The sequence below is a fragment of the Paenibacillus riograndensis SBR5 genome (assembly GCF_000981585.1).
In the GTDB taxonomy this organism is placed as follows: Bacteria; Bacillota; Bacilli; order Paenibacillales; family Paenibacillaceae; genus Paenibacillus_AQ; species Paenibacillus_AQ riograndensis.
In genome coordinates this window covers 4120996-4135510 of record NZ_LN831776.1, presented here as the reverse complement: position 1 = coordinate 4135510, position 14515 = coordinate 4120996, and the positions used below count along the sequence as shown (strand labels likewise).

The 14515-nt window shown below is 39.7% G+C and carries 11 protein-coding genes and 1 pseudogene; 4 read left to right on the top strand and 8 right to left on the bottom strand.

The annotated features are described in order from the left end of the window. The first annotated feature begins 740 nt into the window (after positions 1 to 740). The 3 genes from PRIO_RS36420 to PRIO_RS37475 are packed head-to-tail and all read left to right on the top strand — an operon-like array spanning position 741 to position 1800. Entirely contained in the window at positions 741 to 1277 is a 537-nt protein-coding gene (locus PRIO_RS36420) for a helix-turn-helix domain-containing protein (protein WP_052741478.1), read from the top strand. Positions 1278 to 1282: 5 nt separating this feature from the next. Next, entirely contained in the window at positions 1283 to 1567 is a 285-nt protein-coding gene (locus PRIO_RS36855; protein WP_051010706.1) for a hypothetical protein, read from the top strand. Continuing rightward, positions 1564 to 1800, top strand: a complete 237-nt coding sequence (locus PRIO_RS37475) for a hypothetical protein (RefSeq protein WP_407944498.1) — start codon at positions 1564 to 1566, stop codon at positions 1798 to 1800. The genes PRIO_RS36855 and PRIO_RS37475 overlap by 4 nt, the downstream gene beginning before the upstream one ends. Before the next feature lie 217 nt (positions 1801 to 2017). On the opposite strand, the gene PRIO_RS17325 is transcribed toward PRIO_RS37475, so the two are convergent. The 8 genes from PRIO_RS17325 to PRIO_RS17290 all read right to left on the bottom strand — a co-directional run bounded on the left by PRIO_RS17325 (position 2018) and on the right by PRIO_RS17290 (position 13104). Further along, positions 2018 to 4675 (bottom strand): ABC transporter permease, encoded by a 2658-nt coding sequence (locus tag PRIO_RS17325; RefSeq protein ID WP_046503768.1) that lies wholly within the window; start codon positions 4673 to 4675, stop codon positions 2018 to 2020. Then, the gene (locus PRIO_RS17320) at positions 4672 to 5358 is read right to left on the bottom strand and encodes an ABC transporter ATP-binding protein (protein ID WP_046503765.1); all 687 of its coding nucleotides are present in this window, start codon (positions 5356 to 5358) and stop codon (positions 4672 to 4674) included. The genes PRIO_RS17325 and PRIO_RS17320 overlap by 4 nt, the downstream gene beginning before the upstream one ends. 87 nt (positions 5359 to 5445) lie before the next feature. Further along, complete coding sequence (locus PRIO_RS17315) at positions 5446 to 6705, bottom strand: HAMP domain-containing sensor histidine kinase (protein WP_046503763.1); 1260 nt, start codon at positions 6703 to 6705, stop codon at positions 5446 to 5448. A gap of 3 nt (positions 6706 to 6708) precedes the next feature. Next, positions 6709 to 7404 (bottom strand): response regulator transcription factor, encoded by a 696-nt coding sequence (locus PRIO_RS17310; RefSeq protein WP_046503760.1) that lies wholly within the window; start codon positions 7402 to 7404, stop codon positions 6709 to 6711. A gap of 1930 nt (positions 7405 to 9334) precedes the next feature. After that, a complete protein-coding gene (locus tag PRIO_RS17305) occupies positions 9335 to 10009 on the bottom strand; it encodes an SDR family NAD(P)-dependent oxidoreductase (RefSeq protein ID WP_046503757.1) in 675 nt (224 codons plus the stop codon). Between the two features lie 182 nt (positions 10010 to 10191). After that, entirely contained in the window at positions 10192 to 11181 is a 990-nt protein-coding gene (locus PRIO_RS17300; protein WP_046503755.1) for a quinone oxidoreductase family protein, read from the bottom strand. Positions 11182 to 11268: 87 nt separating this feature from the next. Next, on the bottom strand, positions 11269 to 12105 hold the full coding sequence (locus PRIO_RS17295; protein ID WP_046503751.1) for a helix-turn-helix transcriptional regulator: 837 nt from the start codon (positions 12103 to 12105) through the stop codon (positions 11269 to 11271). 156 nt (positions 12106 to 12261) lie between these two features. After that, positions 12262 to 13104 (bottom strand): SDR family NAD(P)-dependent oxidoreductase, encoded by an 843-nt coding sequence (locus PRIO_RS17290; protein ID WP_046503747.1) that lies wholly within the window; start codon positions 13102 to 13104, stop codon positions 12262 to 12264. Positions 13105 to 13838: 734 nt separating this feature from the next. Here PRIO_RS17290 and PRIO_RS37470 point away from each other — a divergent pair. After that, positions 13839 to 14018 (top strand): annotated as a pseudogene (locus tag PRIO_RS37470) (LysR family transcriptional regulator); the annotation flags it as partial. Positions 14019 to 14515: the final 497 nt, after the last annotated feature.

Below are 14515 nucleotides of genomic sequence, written 5' to 3'. Positions count from 1 at the left end.
TTGCAGCTCCTTACCCAGTTGTTCAAAGAAAATAATGTATTAGACTGAAAAATAAAGTGTTAGACCAGGAAAATAAAGTTGTAGACTGAGAAAATAAAGTATTAGACTGGCGGGCACTTCATTAAGCTATACTGGCAGGATAGTTGATGAATGAATTGAAAGGATGTTATAACCAAGCCCGCAGAACAAACTCAAGGGAGAAAATATTAACCATTTACTTTATACTTACTTCATGATAAGGTTATTTCGAATTAAATCGAAATACCTGATGGTAAAACATTTTATTTAGAAAGGAGGCACACCAAATATGGATATCAACCAAATCGTTAAAGTTCGTAGCAAAAATAAACATAATTCTCTTTTTCATCGTCGATTGCTGCAGGTAATTTAATATGAGCTTAAGCGTTCCCAAGAACATGTCCCCTTTTCTGCATAATGCTCTAATCTATTATCGCATCGATTATCGGGCAATAGAAAGATTGTCATGCAAGCGCTTTTATTAAATGAAGTTGAATTCTTGTTTTCATAAATTCAAGTCCCGTTTAGCCCAGTTTAGCGCAACAAAAAGACCCTTGCAGGGCAAGGATCTGCTGTGAAGATACTCAAGTTAATTCTCAGTAAAGACTTTACTGAAATATAGGCCGCATTCCACAGTTGGTTTCCTGACTAGTGCCCCATCAGAGATCATAGTTGGGAAAACGGGTAATGATACGTAAATCCAACTTCTCGAGGTGAGCGGTATGACTATTTTTGTTCGTGACTTGACTCAGGAAGAAGGCAACCGACTCAAGCGAATTGCACGAAAAGGAGCCGACCCTGTTCAGGTTCGTCGAGCTCTGCTTATTCTGGCTTCTGCCCAAAAAATGAAAGTACCGGAAATCAGTCGGCTTTATCATATCTCAGGCGAGCATATTAGACACACGATTCATCGGTTTAATCAGGAAGGGTTGCCTTCTCTTAAACCGAAATACTGCGGGGGACGTCCGCCCACCTTCACTCCAGAAGAACGCAGTGAGATCATTGAACTTGCCCAAATTCCTCCCAAAGTGGCCGGCTATCCGTTTACGAATTGGTCGCTTTCTAAATTGAAACAAGCCGTGGAGGAACGCAAGATCGTCTCTTCCATCTCCATTGAAACGCTCCGGGTCATTCTAGGCGAAGCTAAGATTACGTACCAAAACACAAAAACATGGAAGGATTCAAACGATCCGGACTTTGCGTCTAAAAAAAACGAATCGAAGACCTCTACCAGAACCCACCAATGGTCGGGCGTGTAATTTGTATGGATGAATTTGGCCCGCTTTCTCTTCAACCTTACCGCGGGAAGGGTTGGTTTCAACAACGCAGACCCGTCCGGCTGCGGGCGACCTACAACCGTCCGCATGGAGTCAAGCATCTGCTTGCGGCATTGGATTTGAAAACAGACCAACTCTACGGCCATGCTTCAAAAACGAAGAAGCATCAGGATATTATTCGTTTCCTCCATGTGCTTCGGCGCCGGTTTCATCGGTCGGAACGCTTATATATCTACTGGACAATTTTTCTCCGCATGTACACCACAAAGTGAAAGAATGGGCCGCAGCGAACAATGTAGAATTCGTCTATACTCCAACGTACGCATCGTGGCTTAACCGAATCGAATGTCACTTTGGGCCCCTACGAAAATTCGTCCTCGAAGGTAGTGATTTTGCCAAACATCAAGATTTAGGGTTGGCCATTCAAGCGTATCTGCGCTGGCGAAACAAGAATAAACGTAAAGCCATTATTCTACGCGAGCAAAATAAGATCAAGGTTGTCTGATGGGGCACTAGCTGCTCATAGGTCAACTTCATGACGACCTCATGATTAAGTCAGAAGTCAAGGTTATTTACCAAGATGACAGGCATCTTATCCATGCCGTTCAAACGAAAAAAGGACATCATTTTGATACGGATATCGTCATGCTGGTAACGGGAGTTTGTTCTATCGTAACCTTAGCTCACCAAGCCGTATGATGGATTTATTTTAAACCCACCCATTAATTCACACTCCGGAGAGCATCTACAATACTAACTTTATTTAGCCTGTACATTGGCCCAATCGTTGCGAGGATCGTTGTGATCATCGAACCCGCGAAAGCGATGCCGATACTGTACCACGGGAATACCCAATCTGCATCCAAAGCACCCATGAAGAGAAGATGTATACCGTAATCCAGCGCAGTTCCTAGAATAATTCCAATTACAGCGGAAAACAATCCATAAAATACGCCTTCTAAAATAATCATTTTCCTCACTTCCTTCTGGGTCATGCCGATGGCCTTGAGGGTTGCAAATTCATTCGTACGAAGAATTAAATTCGTACTTACTGTATTGATAATGTTCAAAAAAGCAATTAGAACAATGACACCGATAAAACCGTAAAAGAAGATACTAAAAGTCTTTGCATCATTTTTAGCCTTGGCTAGCTCTTCCACTTTATCAGTGTAATTAAATCCGGCGTCTTTCTCAGGTAATGATTTCAAATAGTCTGTTATCATATGGTTCGATATGTCGGGATTAGCAAGGATAAATATTCTAGAATAAATATCGCTACCCATAATATTAGAGTATACTTTCGGCGTTGTAATGAATGAAACAACATGACTACTGGTATATTCTTTCGACAACAAATCCTGATCGACGATTCCTACCACTGTCACGGTTTGGTATCCTTTTTGACCTCTGTCAAATGTTCGAATTTTGATGTGATCTCCAACTTTAAAATGAGTTTGATCGAGAATTAGCTGTTTGCCTTTATCCGTGGTCATACTTATTTTTTGTTGAACGATAACGCCGTTCTCTTGGTTCATTTTCTCTTTGTCGATCTTACCAGTGATGAGTTTGGATTTCAGAGCATCCAAGCCATTGTCCCCGTAAGACGTAAGATAGTTATTATCAGTTCGGTACCCCTCCCCTTCAGAAACGACATACCTGTTTTTGTTTAATTCGTAATATTTGGGATTGATCTTATCTTTAGGGATAATGGCCATCACTTGATTATTGTAAAATTTATAGGCTTGCTCCACAGCATTTAGCTTGGCAATATGCTTATACACAGTATCATCTATTCGTCCTGAAGGACCATTGTAGGAAAGCGAATAAGAATACTGCATACCTGAGATTGGTGTTGTTTGCTGAATAAAACCAACCAAACCACTAAAGACAATAAATAAAATAATACTAATAATCATGGAAAAGGCTGTAATCCGGAAACGTTTCTTGTTCCGATGTAAATTTCTGCTTGCAAATTGCCCTACGATGCCAAATAGCGTTTTAACGAGCAGAGACTTTTTGATCTTTGTGATTCTTTCAACCTTCGTGCTTCCCACATTTTTCAGGGCTTCGAGAGGCGATACGCGAGCTGCTTGTTTAGCTGGTCCAATAGCGGAAAGGAATACGCTCAGCAAGCCCAATAAACCGGCAGTGATTAGAACCGGTGCAGAAATGACCATTCTCATATCATTTAAGAAACCTAACGTTAACAAGCTGATATTGTAAAACAATACCTTCATAAAAAGGGTTCCCGTAAGAATCCCGATGGGGATTCCGATCAAACTCAGTAGGGCCGCTTCTTGCAGTACAATTTTGCGAATTTGGGCTGGTGTAGCTCCAATGCATCTTAACATGCCGAATTGTGAAATCCGCTCCAGTACAGATATATGAAAAATATTATAAATCATGGCAATCGTACAAATCATTATAATCGTAATGACAGCAGTGAATGCTAGGGTCAAGCTGTTATTTACACCTTCATAAGTGCTTTTGCCATACAATTTAAGCAATTCATTATTGTACTCAATTCTTACATTTTCAATATAGCTCTCCCTATCCAGTTGCATAGCGGAACCTTGTTCGACATTACTCAGCTGTAAAGAGGACATCAAATCTTCCGTCTTCTTTTTGATGTTATTCAATGATTTCATTTTGACGTAAATAAAGTAATTTTTGTTGTTATCGATACTTTTGTTATCGTTGAAAGTAATTGCAGGAAAGATGTATCTGGAAGACCAGCCCCCTGTGCTTGACGGCTTCATAAAGCCTACAACAGTATATTCTTTTTGGGATTGAGCCTGGAAAGTCTCGTCAAGATCCCAACCATAATCGCCAAGTCCGTAAATCTTTTTGTTTTCACCTGTTGACGCCACCTTCCGGATTCCAAGGTTCAGCGTTATCGTTTCGCCAAGCTTTGGTTTTTCAGAAAAATAACTCAAACTGGATGAGGGAAGGATAATTTCATTCGGATTTTCCGGGTACCTGCCCGAGTCTAACTGTGACTGAAGCATGTTCATTGCACTCGCATCATATTCCTTGACATTCAAGTAGCGGTAGGGTGCGGCAAACGGATCTTCCTTCTTTTCCTTCTCATTTGCCTCCTTAATGACAGCATAGCCTTCTCTACTGATGACGCCGGCACTTTTTACGGTTGCATTGTTTTTGACTTTCGGAACCGCTTCTCCTGAAATACCATTGAGAGAGACGTGGTAATCTCCGAAGTCCCGCAGGGTCTGCCTGACCGATTTATCCCAATAGCTCATCCCGATTGTACCAATGGACGTAAGCAGCGTAACGGACAGGATTATGCCGAAGATCGTAAGCAGCGATCTTTTTTTCTGTCCCTTTATATATTTTCCAGTAAGATCTGTGTAGCTTTTCAAAACTGACTCACCTCATTTGGCTGTAGAAGGACTCCGTCTTCGATTCTTACGACCCGATCTGCAACTTTAGCAATATTCATATCGTGCGTGATCATAATCAACGTCTGATTATATTTTTTAACGGAAAACGTAAGTAAATCCATAATTTCCTTACTGTTTTTACTGTCCAGATTTCCGGTAGGTTCATCCGCCAGAATAATCGACGGTTTATTAATTAACGCACGGCCAATCGCCGTTCTTTGCTGTTGTCCGCCTGACAATTCGGATGGAAGATGTTGTCTTCGCTCGGTCAGACCTAATAACCCCATTAATTCCAGGACATACTTATCCTCTCCCCTTTTGTTCTCCAATAGCATGGGTAATTTGATGTTTTCCTCTGTAGATAGGACTGGGATCAGGTTATATGACTGAAAAATAAATCCTATCTTCCTTCTCCGGAATACAGCGAGCTCCTCTTCACTTCTGGAATATATATCCATACCATCGATGATGACTCGTCCACTAGACGGGCGGTCCACTCCACCTAGAAGATGCATTAAGGTGCTTTTTCCTGATCCACTGGCTCCTACGATAGCAACAAATTCTCCCTGCTGGACGGAGAAATTTACATTTTTTAAAGCTTCAACCTTTGCCTCTGCGTTTCCATAGTTTTTGCATAAATTATCAGTTTTTAGTATTTCCACTTGTTTACCTCCTGAGCTAATGTTTTACTTTGTATGTTTGTTATTATAAAGATCGAAGCTTACAACAAAGTGAAGAGGAAGCTTACGTTATTGTAAGCTTCCTCTTCTTTCCCCTTTATTAAACGAAATCCTAAATTCTGTTCCTATCCCTAACTGACTTACAACGGTGATCATACCGCCTTGCTCTTCAATAATGGACTTAGATAAGGACAAGCCGATACCAAGACTTTGCGGCTTTTCCGTACTTCTCCCGCTATAAAATCGTTCAAAAATGTGAGGCAAATCTTCTGAGGAAATGCCTTCTCCCCGATCTCGAATGATTACAGTCTGGAATACCGAATTTTCTTCTAAAATAACGTCGATTGCGCCCTCTAGCGGCGTGTGCTCCAGTGCATTTTTAATCAAATTAATTATGGCTTCTGTTAGCCATTCTTCATCCGCCCAAACATACATAGCTTCTCCACCATGAATGTGAATTTGCTGCTTCCTTTGCTCGGATAACATTCGCAACGAATGTACAGCATGATCGATCATTTCTCTTACTCTCACACGTTCTTTCTGGAACGTTATTGCTCCAGCTTCGACCCGTGCCAGCTTCAGTAAACTGATAATCAGCCATTCCATTCGCTCTAGTTGTAGGCGGCTTCGATCCAGAAATTTCGTCCTCATTTCTTCCTTCATATGAGGATCATTCAGCAAATTCTCATTAAAAACGATGAGAGCTGCCAGCGGCGTTTTGAGCTGATGCGAAATATCGGAAAGCAGGTTGCGTAGAAATGTTTTCTCTTGCTGGAGTTGCCGAAGACTGTTATGTAACCTTTCGGCCATGGCGTTAAAGTTTCGTCCTAACGTGCCAAAGTCACCTTCATCATTCTCCGGAAGCGGCTGATCAAACTGATGTTCAACAACTTGCTCTGCTGCAAAGGTTATGGCCCGAATCTTGTCAAATATTTTGCGGTATTCCCATCCCAATAACAACAGAAATGGAATACTAAAAAGCAAAACCTGAGCCGCTGTTTTGAAGGGTAAGGCGTTATCCGAGAGTATAGGCTGATCGTTTACAAGCATATCTTCCGTGTATGCATATTGAGCCAGGCTGCGTTTTCCTGCTACGATTTCATCTTCTTGTGCACCCTGAGTGATAAAGTGGATAATTTCATTTTCTAGCTGGGGAGCTTGCTTCAAAACATAACCAATCAATGCAGCATTTTGATTAACCACGGCCTTATTGATCTGACTGACTTGATAATTCATAAAAAAGAACATGAGTAACGCTAACATAACTTGTAATACAATCGCTTTAACAGTAATAGACTTCCACTCTGGATTACGAACGAATTCATTCATGGTTTATCTTCCTATAACATCTGCATTCCATTTATATCCGACTCCTCGAACGGTAATTATATATCTCGGTACAGCAGGAACATCCTCGATCTTCTCTCTTAACCTTCTGATGTGAACCGAAAGGGTGTTGTTATCAATGAATTCTCCTGACATATCCCACAAACTGTTAAGAATGATACTTCTGCTGCAAATTTGCTTGGGGTGAGTCATTAACATCAAGAGCAACCGGTATTCCAGCCCTGTCAATAAAAGTTCCTGATTGTATTTAAGTACAATTCCTTCTAGAACTCGAACTTCAATATCGTCGGATATCCATCTATTTGGTTCATCCGCGGGCTTATGATTGCGCCTTAATACGGCTTTCATCCTAGAGAGAAGTTCTTTGGTACGCAGTGGTTTGGTCATATAATCATCTGCTCCCAAATCAAGACCAGCAACAACATTTGTCTCCTCATCCAAAGCTGTCAAGAAAATGATGGGCACCTGGGATAATGCACGGATTTCCCTGCACAGATCATACCCTGAACCATCAGGTAAATTTATATCCAGCAAGATTAAATCGACTTCGTCCGTCTTTAATGCCTTTCTGGCTTGTTCTAAGCTATCGGCAAGAACAACGGTATATCCTTCACTCGTTAAAGTATATTCAATACCGAACACCAAATTATCATCATCTTCAACCAGTAAAATTCGATTCATTGAGCACCTCAGTTAATTCAAGAAAGTTTTTAAAATACTTACTCATAAAATTACACCACTTTTAAACTGTATCATGAAAGACTGATTAGTGGTTAATGTAATAGTTCTGGTATTTAACCATTGGAATGAACTTATGGGTTTTATGTGCTTATCATAAATGACATGTGAACTCTCCTTTTGTTCCAAGTTGCTTATGCTCCTTCTCTTGCTTCTTTTCCTCCATATAATCGTTAGCACCTTCAAGGTTTCGAGGATACCCATAAGCATTGCAACAATCTTATAGACAAATGGCACGAAGAAAGACAAGTTGAATAATTCCCATTAAAATGATATCCCATTAGAGGCTCCATCGCTTCTCTTTGTTCACGAAGCAAATCAGATTGTACTTTGAGCCCCTTGTTTTGTTGTTGCATAAAGGCTTTTACATATTTTCCGTCTTTATCTAAGATTTTTGCTAGACTCCGGATGAATACTATTCAGGAAGCGTGTGTCAATTGCGATGAGCCGTTCGCTTTATACCATCAGCCGTTACATTGCACAGTTGTGCGGCAGATCGTGTCCCATGCCGTCAACCAACATTAGCTCCACGCCCTGGATGGCAGAAGCCGTACCCTCGCCACACGCCGGGACGAACAGGGGATCATCCACCCCATGAATTACAGGTGCTGGTACTTTTATGTTCGCCAACCGCGGACGACGGGCACCGGAGACAGCGATCGCAGTAATTTGTCGTCCGACACTTCGTAGGTTCGCTGGACTTCTTCCAGAATGAGTGCCCTATAGGCTTCTTCTTCAAACGGATAGCCATCCTGCGATGCGTGTGGCAAAAGAGAGGCTGTTCGCCAAAAATCCTACTTCATCCTCAAAGGGGTTTGGCCCAGGTTTAGTCATCATAGCCATGACATCGAAACTAGACATAATAGAGTTGAGTGATTAAACTCGTTTAGGGTACTCACTGTAATTTTGAAAATTTTTGGGTTCCAGCTCTGTTAATCAGCCATAATTTATCGGAAACAAATTGATTAGCGTACTCCATCATATTAGAACTCAACGCGTAAATATCCTGTAAAATAGGCCAGCCCAGAATACTACTTCCGTACAAGGATATTATATTCTCTTAACTCCATTCCGAGAAAGGATGGAGTTTTATAATGTTTTGGTTATAATTCTAATCAAAAATTATTAATTATCGGTTAACCGTACACATTCTTGGCCTATTCGACGATCGGTCCATATTCTTGTCATCCGCTTTTGACAAGAATATGGACCGAAAAAAGAGGAACTTGCAATTATATGCGGGTTCTATGCGGAACACATTCTTGTCCACCGACGTTAAGGGACATGAACTTTTACCGATTGCCATTTACGTTTTTATAACATGTGGTCTAGACTGTTTTTTTAATGTCTTGGATATTTGCTTTCAGCTGGGACAAGAACTTAAACCGATTGCCGTTTTTCCCCTTTTCATTTCAAATTTATCCGGTTAGAATTAAACACAAAAAACCGTCAATCTTTTTAGATTAACGGCGGCTTCAAATATTCAATTTTTTCACGTATGTCTCGACTATTTTATGGAGGATCTTATGTCCGTCACTTGGATTACTCATGTTCAGGATCACAATTTTTTGTGGTGTATACGATATCATTGATTGGATAACTTGTTTAACGGATTCATGTTGATTTGGGCAATTGCATTTGTTAGTTAGTGACGGTTCTCTGTTTTGCAAATGAAAATACTCAATGCTGCTCGATGAGCTGTTCTCATGAAAGTTGTATTTGAAAGCAACATTGGGGAATGAGTGATCCCTCATATTCTCGAGTCATAATAAACAACAAAAACTGATTTAGCGTATCATTCGCTTCAAGCATTCGATTAAAAAGGCGCAATTTATCACAAGACAAAGCTACCCTCTCATTTTGCAGAACAGACTTAATTTAATAAACTCATAATACCCTTTGGAAAAGTCTCTTCTGATTGTTCTCTTTTTTCGTATAGATTAAACCACGCCTCAGCCACCTCATCTGGTTCAAAGCTACTACCTTTCTTAATGAGAGGACTGATAGAAAGATGCCCAACAAAAACGCCTAGAGGTAACAAACGTTCCTGTAAATTAAGAATGTAGTTTCGTAACGCCGACATAGCAATTCCGGTGTTTCCGAACAATGGGTTTGATCTTATGGCGGTCAGATCCGTAGTGAACAGGAGGGCTCCATGACCACGTTCAACCATTTCAGGAATAACTTGTCTTGCTGTATTGATTGCCCCGATGACTACATTATTAAATATATGAAAAACACTCTCATCAGTAGTTTCTAGAATAGGAGTTATTGGCACATTTCCGCTATGTGGACTAAACTCCACCACATCAATTGTACCGAATGTATTTTTGATTTGTTGAAAGGCAGCTGCCAATTGCATTTTGTTAGTAATATCAGCAGAAAACCCTCTGGCTTCAATCCCCATTTGATTTAATTGGTCTGAATAGTGATTGAGCTTCTCCTGTGATCGGGATACCAAAGCTACACGAAATCCATGTTTTCCAAACGTCTTTGCTAAGGAGAAGCCTAGCCCGGGCCCAGCACCGATAATTGCGATAGTTTTCAAAAGCGGTACTCCTTCAGACTCTCATAGTCAGATTATAAATTTACTATCAAATATTATAGATCTTGAGGTCAGGAATTTCATTTATAAAAAATTTGATCCGTACTTAAGTTAAAGTTCGGATCAAATTTCCTTGATTAATTTTTTTCATAATTCATAAAACTATACACGCAAAACATAAGAGCCTATACTTTCAAAATCAGTTTTCCAACTGTGTTTTTTTGCTCTAAAAGTGCAAGGGCTTCTCCTGCCTTTTCCATAGGGAGCACTTCGTGAATTTCAGCATGAATCTCTTTTCTTGCCAGCATGGCTAGTGCTTCTCGTGCTGCTTTACCGGTCACTACAGGTTTATCTTCTGCATACTGACCTATTGTAAAACCAGCAAACTGCTTGTTGGAAAACCAAAGTTGGTTAAAGGAGAGTGGCGTACCTTCTTCTCCGCTGGCATTTCCCAGTATAACTAATTTGCCTAAGGGATTTAGCAAATCTATACTTTGTTGTCTCACGTTTCCTCCAACCGGGTCTAAAACAGCGTCAATACCTTTTTCTCCTGCAGCCTTTAGTACTTGCTCAGTAAATTCTGACCGAATAAACAATTCGTCATATCCAAAGGAGGCAGCTAGCTTGGTCTTCTCTAGGTTCCCGACAGTGCCTAACACTTTACCTGCTCCTAAACGTTTAGCGACTTGTCCAAGAAAACTGCCCAAACCACCTACGGCAGCATGAATAAGTACGTTGTCACCTTTATTCATTTTATAAACTTCTGTAAGGGTCAGGTAAGCTGTGGTTAAATTTACGATGGCTGCAGCTGCTGTCGCAAGATCCATCTCTGCACCTAATTGGTCAAGTGGAATCGTCATTTCTGGGCGCACGTTCGCCATAGTAGCAAACCCGTTATGATCTTTTAGCATCATAGAAGCTACAGGCTGACCAATGTGAAATCCTTCTACGCCTTCTCCAATGGCACGTACATATCCTGATACCTCTAAGCCAGGAGTGATTGGAAATGGCATAACTGACATAAATTCGCCACGGCTCAGTAACACTTCATAATACCCAACTCCGGCATAGGCAACATCTATAGTAAGCATACCAGGAGCCGGCTGCAAATCCGGTTTTTCGACCCATTTTAAGCTTTCTGGCCCACCCGGTTGATCGATAACAATAGCTTTCATATTAAATTGACCTCCTAATCTGGTAATACACTTATTATATTTCCCATCAAAGGAGGTAACCAGTTGACCGTTATACAGGTAACCTGACTAATAGGATACTTGTTGCAAGTCCACTAATTTTTCTGCGGTACCGCTATTTTCAATCGGAATAAATATGCAACAGTGAAGGTCTTCATCTCCGTTAATTTTTGAAAAAGTGTTTAATTGAAAAAACATTCTTCCAACTACACAATGATCAAACGTATAGAGGATGGCTTTCTTTTGCTGAATATTGTGCATTCGCCAGAGTTTCTTAAAATCCACAGACTCCATGCACATTTGCTGAACGAAGGATTCAAACCAAGGATCACCAGGTTTTTGATCATAATATATCCGAAACGCCCCTATCGTATAATTAGCTAGTTCATTCCAGTTAACTAACTGTTCTCGTAAACTTGGCTCTGTGAATGTTAGTCGAGTCAGTATGCGTTCATTTGGGGTAATAGCATTGAAATCGGTAATAATTTCAGTTGCCATCCGATTATAGGCCAGCACCTCTGTTCGATTATTTGCTATAAAAGCAGGGTAGTTAACTTGATCAATTATGGTTTGAAGTTCGGGATGAGTTTCTCCAGTACTTGCGCTCGCATTACTTTCTTCTCCATAGTCTGCCAATCTAAGTAAATGAGACTGCTCATCCGAAGTTAATTGCAAAGCTCGGGCGACACTTTCAAGGACTTCCCTTGACACTGTACCAACTCTTCCTTGCTCCAACCAGGTATAGTAAGTGATACTTACACCTGCAAGCTGAGCAACCTCTTCTCTGCGCAATCCAGGTGTTCTTCTTTTACCATAACGACTAGCAATTTCGATGTGATCCGGTTTAATTCGTTCACGCCGCGATTTTATAAAATCTCCAAGTATTTTGATTTTATTATTTTGCACTTTCACACCTCATTAAGTGTAATTTATCTTTCTTTGTAATGGAAAAGGTAAAGAACTTATTTGATTAAAAGGAAAATAAATAACTGTAATTTTATTTTCAAATGAAACTTTTTAGGCTTTATTCAACTTTGAGCTTAACGCTGGTTGATCTCATTTCTATAGGACTGTCTTCAACAAATTAATAGTTTGCTTATAAAGTTGATCAGCATTACCTTTATCAAAAGTCTCTCTCGCAAGATTCACTTCTTTTCGTTTAATATACGCTGTCAAATTATCCTTTGAAGGATTCTCCAATAGTTCAATAAGTGGGAGGATGGCCTGATTTATAGGCTTACCAACCAATTTAAAAATAACCTTAGTAAATATTTTATACACTGGGTTTTCTACTGCATCTATGATACCTGTGGTTCGTACTGCCCATGGGTTGAAAAGAATGTATTTAATTTTTTTGATCGTATCAGCTTCTGTATAGGCAACACCAAGCAGATCATTCAACCGACTATTATGATAACGAGCTTTTGAACCCTTGTAGTTATTTTTATTTTGGATGTCATTTAAATCAATTCTCCCTTTCATACCAGGTGCGCAAATGTTTGCAATAATGGGATTTTCTGAGTTTTCCAAGCGTTCTTTTAAGCCGAATCCAAGAATAAATCTGCTGAGATAAGACAGTCCAAAGTTGATCTCCAAACCCTCTGTTGTTGTCGTATATTCTTTATATATTTTGTGACTGGTTGCTGAGAAAATTAACATATCAAGAGATTGAAAATTATTTTTAACTATATCAATTATCCTATGGTTTTCTCTTACACAACTTAGATCTGCTTGTAAAAATATAGCTCTTTCTTCAGCGCCTAATTTCTTAGACTCATCTAAAAAACGTTTACCTTTATCTGCTGAGCTACCAATAGCAATTATACGATCACCCTTCTTGATAAAAAGTAACGCTATCCCTTTTCCTATTCCGTCTGTCCCGCCAGTTATCAAGATTGTTCTCATTTTTATTCTCCTATTCCCTTGTTAGTTGCGAACTTAATCAATTATGATCTATAAAAGAGGTTACAGAAGATACTGTATTAAAATTACCAGATTACCACTATAATTACCGCTTAACAGCTTTACGTATCTCTACAATTAATAGATAATGATTTTAAGTAATAAGATCTGTCCGTTAATTCATGAAAGTTAAGGCAGGTAAGTATACGATCCTTTTAGCATGTACGTTATTTCCAAAGTAAATCTAGTGTCTCATATCAAAAAAATATCCCTCTAAATAAAGCCTTCTTTTGTTTTGTAATAGACAATTGTATCATCAAATTGAGACGAAAGTATCAAATTTCAACTTCACATTGGGGCCTGGAAAATTGAAATAATTATGAAGTTGTTTATCATGAAAACGGAAGATAATTCGACTTATGTATAGTCTTTTAATTTTGATTGTTGGTATTTCTTCTTCCGTAGATGTGAATATTTTGAAGTCTGCATCAACTTTCAGCTTGTAAAAAGCTAACGTAGGTTTAGTAGATGCAATGAGTTGGTTAATGTTGATTTTAACAGAAACTATAAAAATAATAATCAATGATAATAGGCTGAACTACCTCAGCTTGATTCCGCTTCCGTTTTGATCTAATTGCCTCCCCGTGCTTCCGTAGCCACAGGCAACTTCCGTAAACATGTGAGTACAAGCAGATTTAATATAGTGTTTTGTAACACACGGATCACTAGCTTGTGATGGTATCTCCTATGTAACCCGGGAGTTTGTTTCAAAGGAGCTAGAGGAGGGATCACTATTTGAGGTTCCCCTGAATATTGAGATTCACCCGGTTCAAGTAGGTGTTATGACTATGCGGAATATGCCATTAACATCTGCAGCAAGTAAGTTCGTTGAGCTCACCAGAGAAAATCCATGTTAGACTTTGTGGGATTTAAAAAAATTAATACAACTGGAATAGTTTTAGTTAAACAAGTTCTTAGATGTTCATCAAATCGGCAATAGTAACATGTTCTTGTCCATTATCGGCAATGGGACCAAGTTCTTGTCCTGAGAAAAGGACAAGAACTTGGTCCCATAAAACAGAAAACCCGCGCTGGGCGCGGGCTCTTATGGGACTATGTTCTTGTCCACCGACAGTTGACAAAAATGTTCCTACATAAATGACAAGAATTTACCTACATTTTATACCTATTTCTCATGAGTTCCTTAACAAAACAAAAAGCTCACTGGGTTTTCCAGGTCCAGTGCGACTTTCCATAGATTGAAATTATTTGTTTATGGTTTGACTCCTCTTAAGCCGGCCGCTGTGTAGCGACATAAACATACTTGAATACGCGACAAGAACTTACTTGAATTAACACTGCGACATGAACTTGCTTGAATTAGTTCTCGTCCCCACTCAATAAATATGCAAAA

Bases quoted from the DNA above. Each gene is read 5' to 3' on its own strand.
- PRIO_RS17300 (WP_046503755.1), bottom strand. From the start codon at position 11,181: ATGAAAGCTATTGTTATCGATCAACCGGGTGGGCCAGAAAGCTTAAAA.
- PRIO_RS17315 (WP_046503763.1), bottom strand. From the start codon at position 6,705: ATGAATGAATTCGTTCGTAATCCAGAGTGGAAGTCTATTACTGTTAAA.
- PRIO_RS17290 (WP_046503747.1), bottom strand. From the start codon at position 13,104: ATGAGAACAATCTTGATAACTGGCGGGACAGACGGAATAGGAAAAGGG.
- PRIO_RS17310 (WP_046503760.1), bottom strand. From the start codon at position 7,404: ATGAATCGAATTTTACTGGTTGAAGATGATGATAATTTGGTGTTCGGT.
- PRIO_RS36855 (WP_051010706.1), top strand. From the start codon at position 1,283: ATGGATGAATTTGGCCCGCTTTCTCTTCAACCTTACCGCGGGAAGGGT.
- PRIO_RS36420 (WP_052741478.1), top strand. From the start codon at position 741: ATGACTATTTTTGTTCGTGACTTGACTCAGGAAGAAGGCAACCGACTC.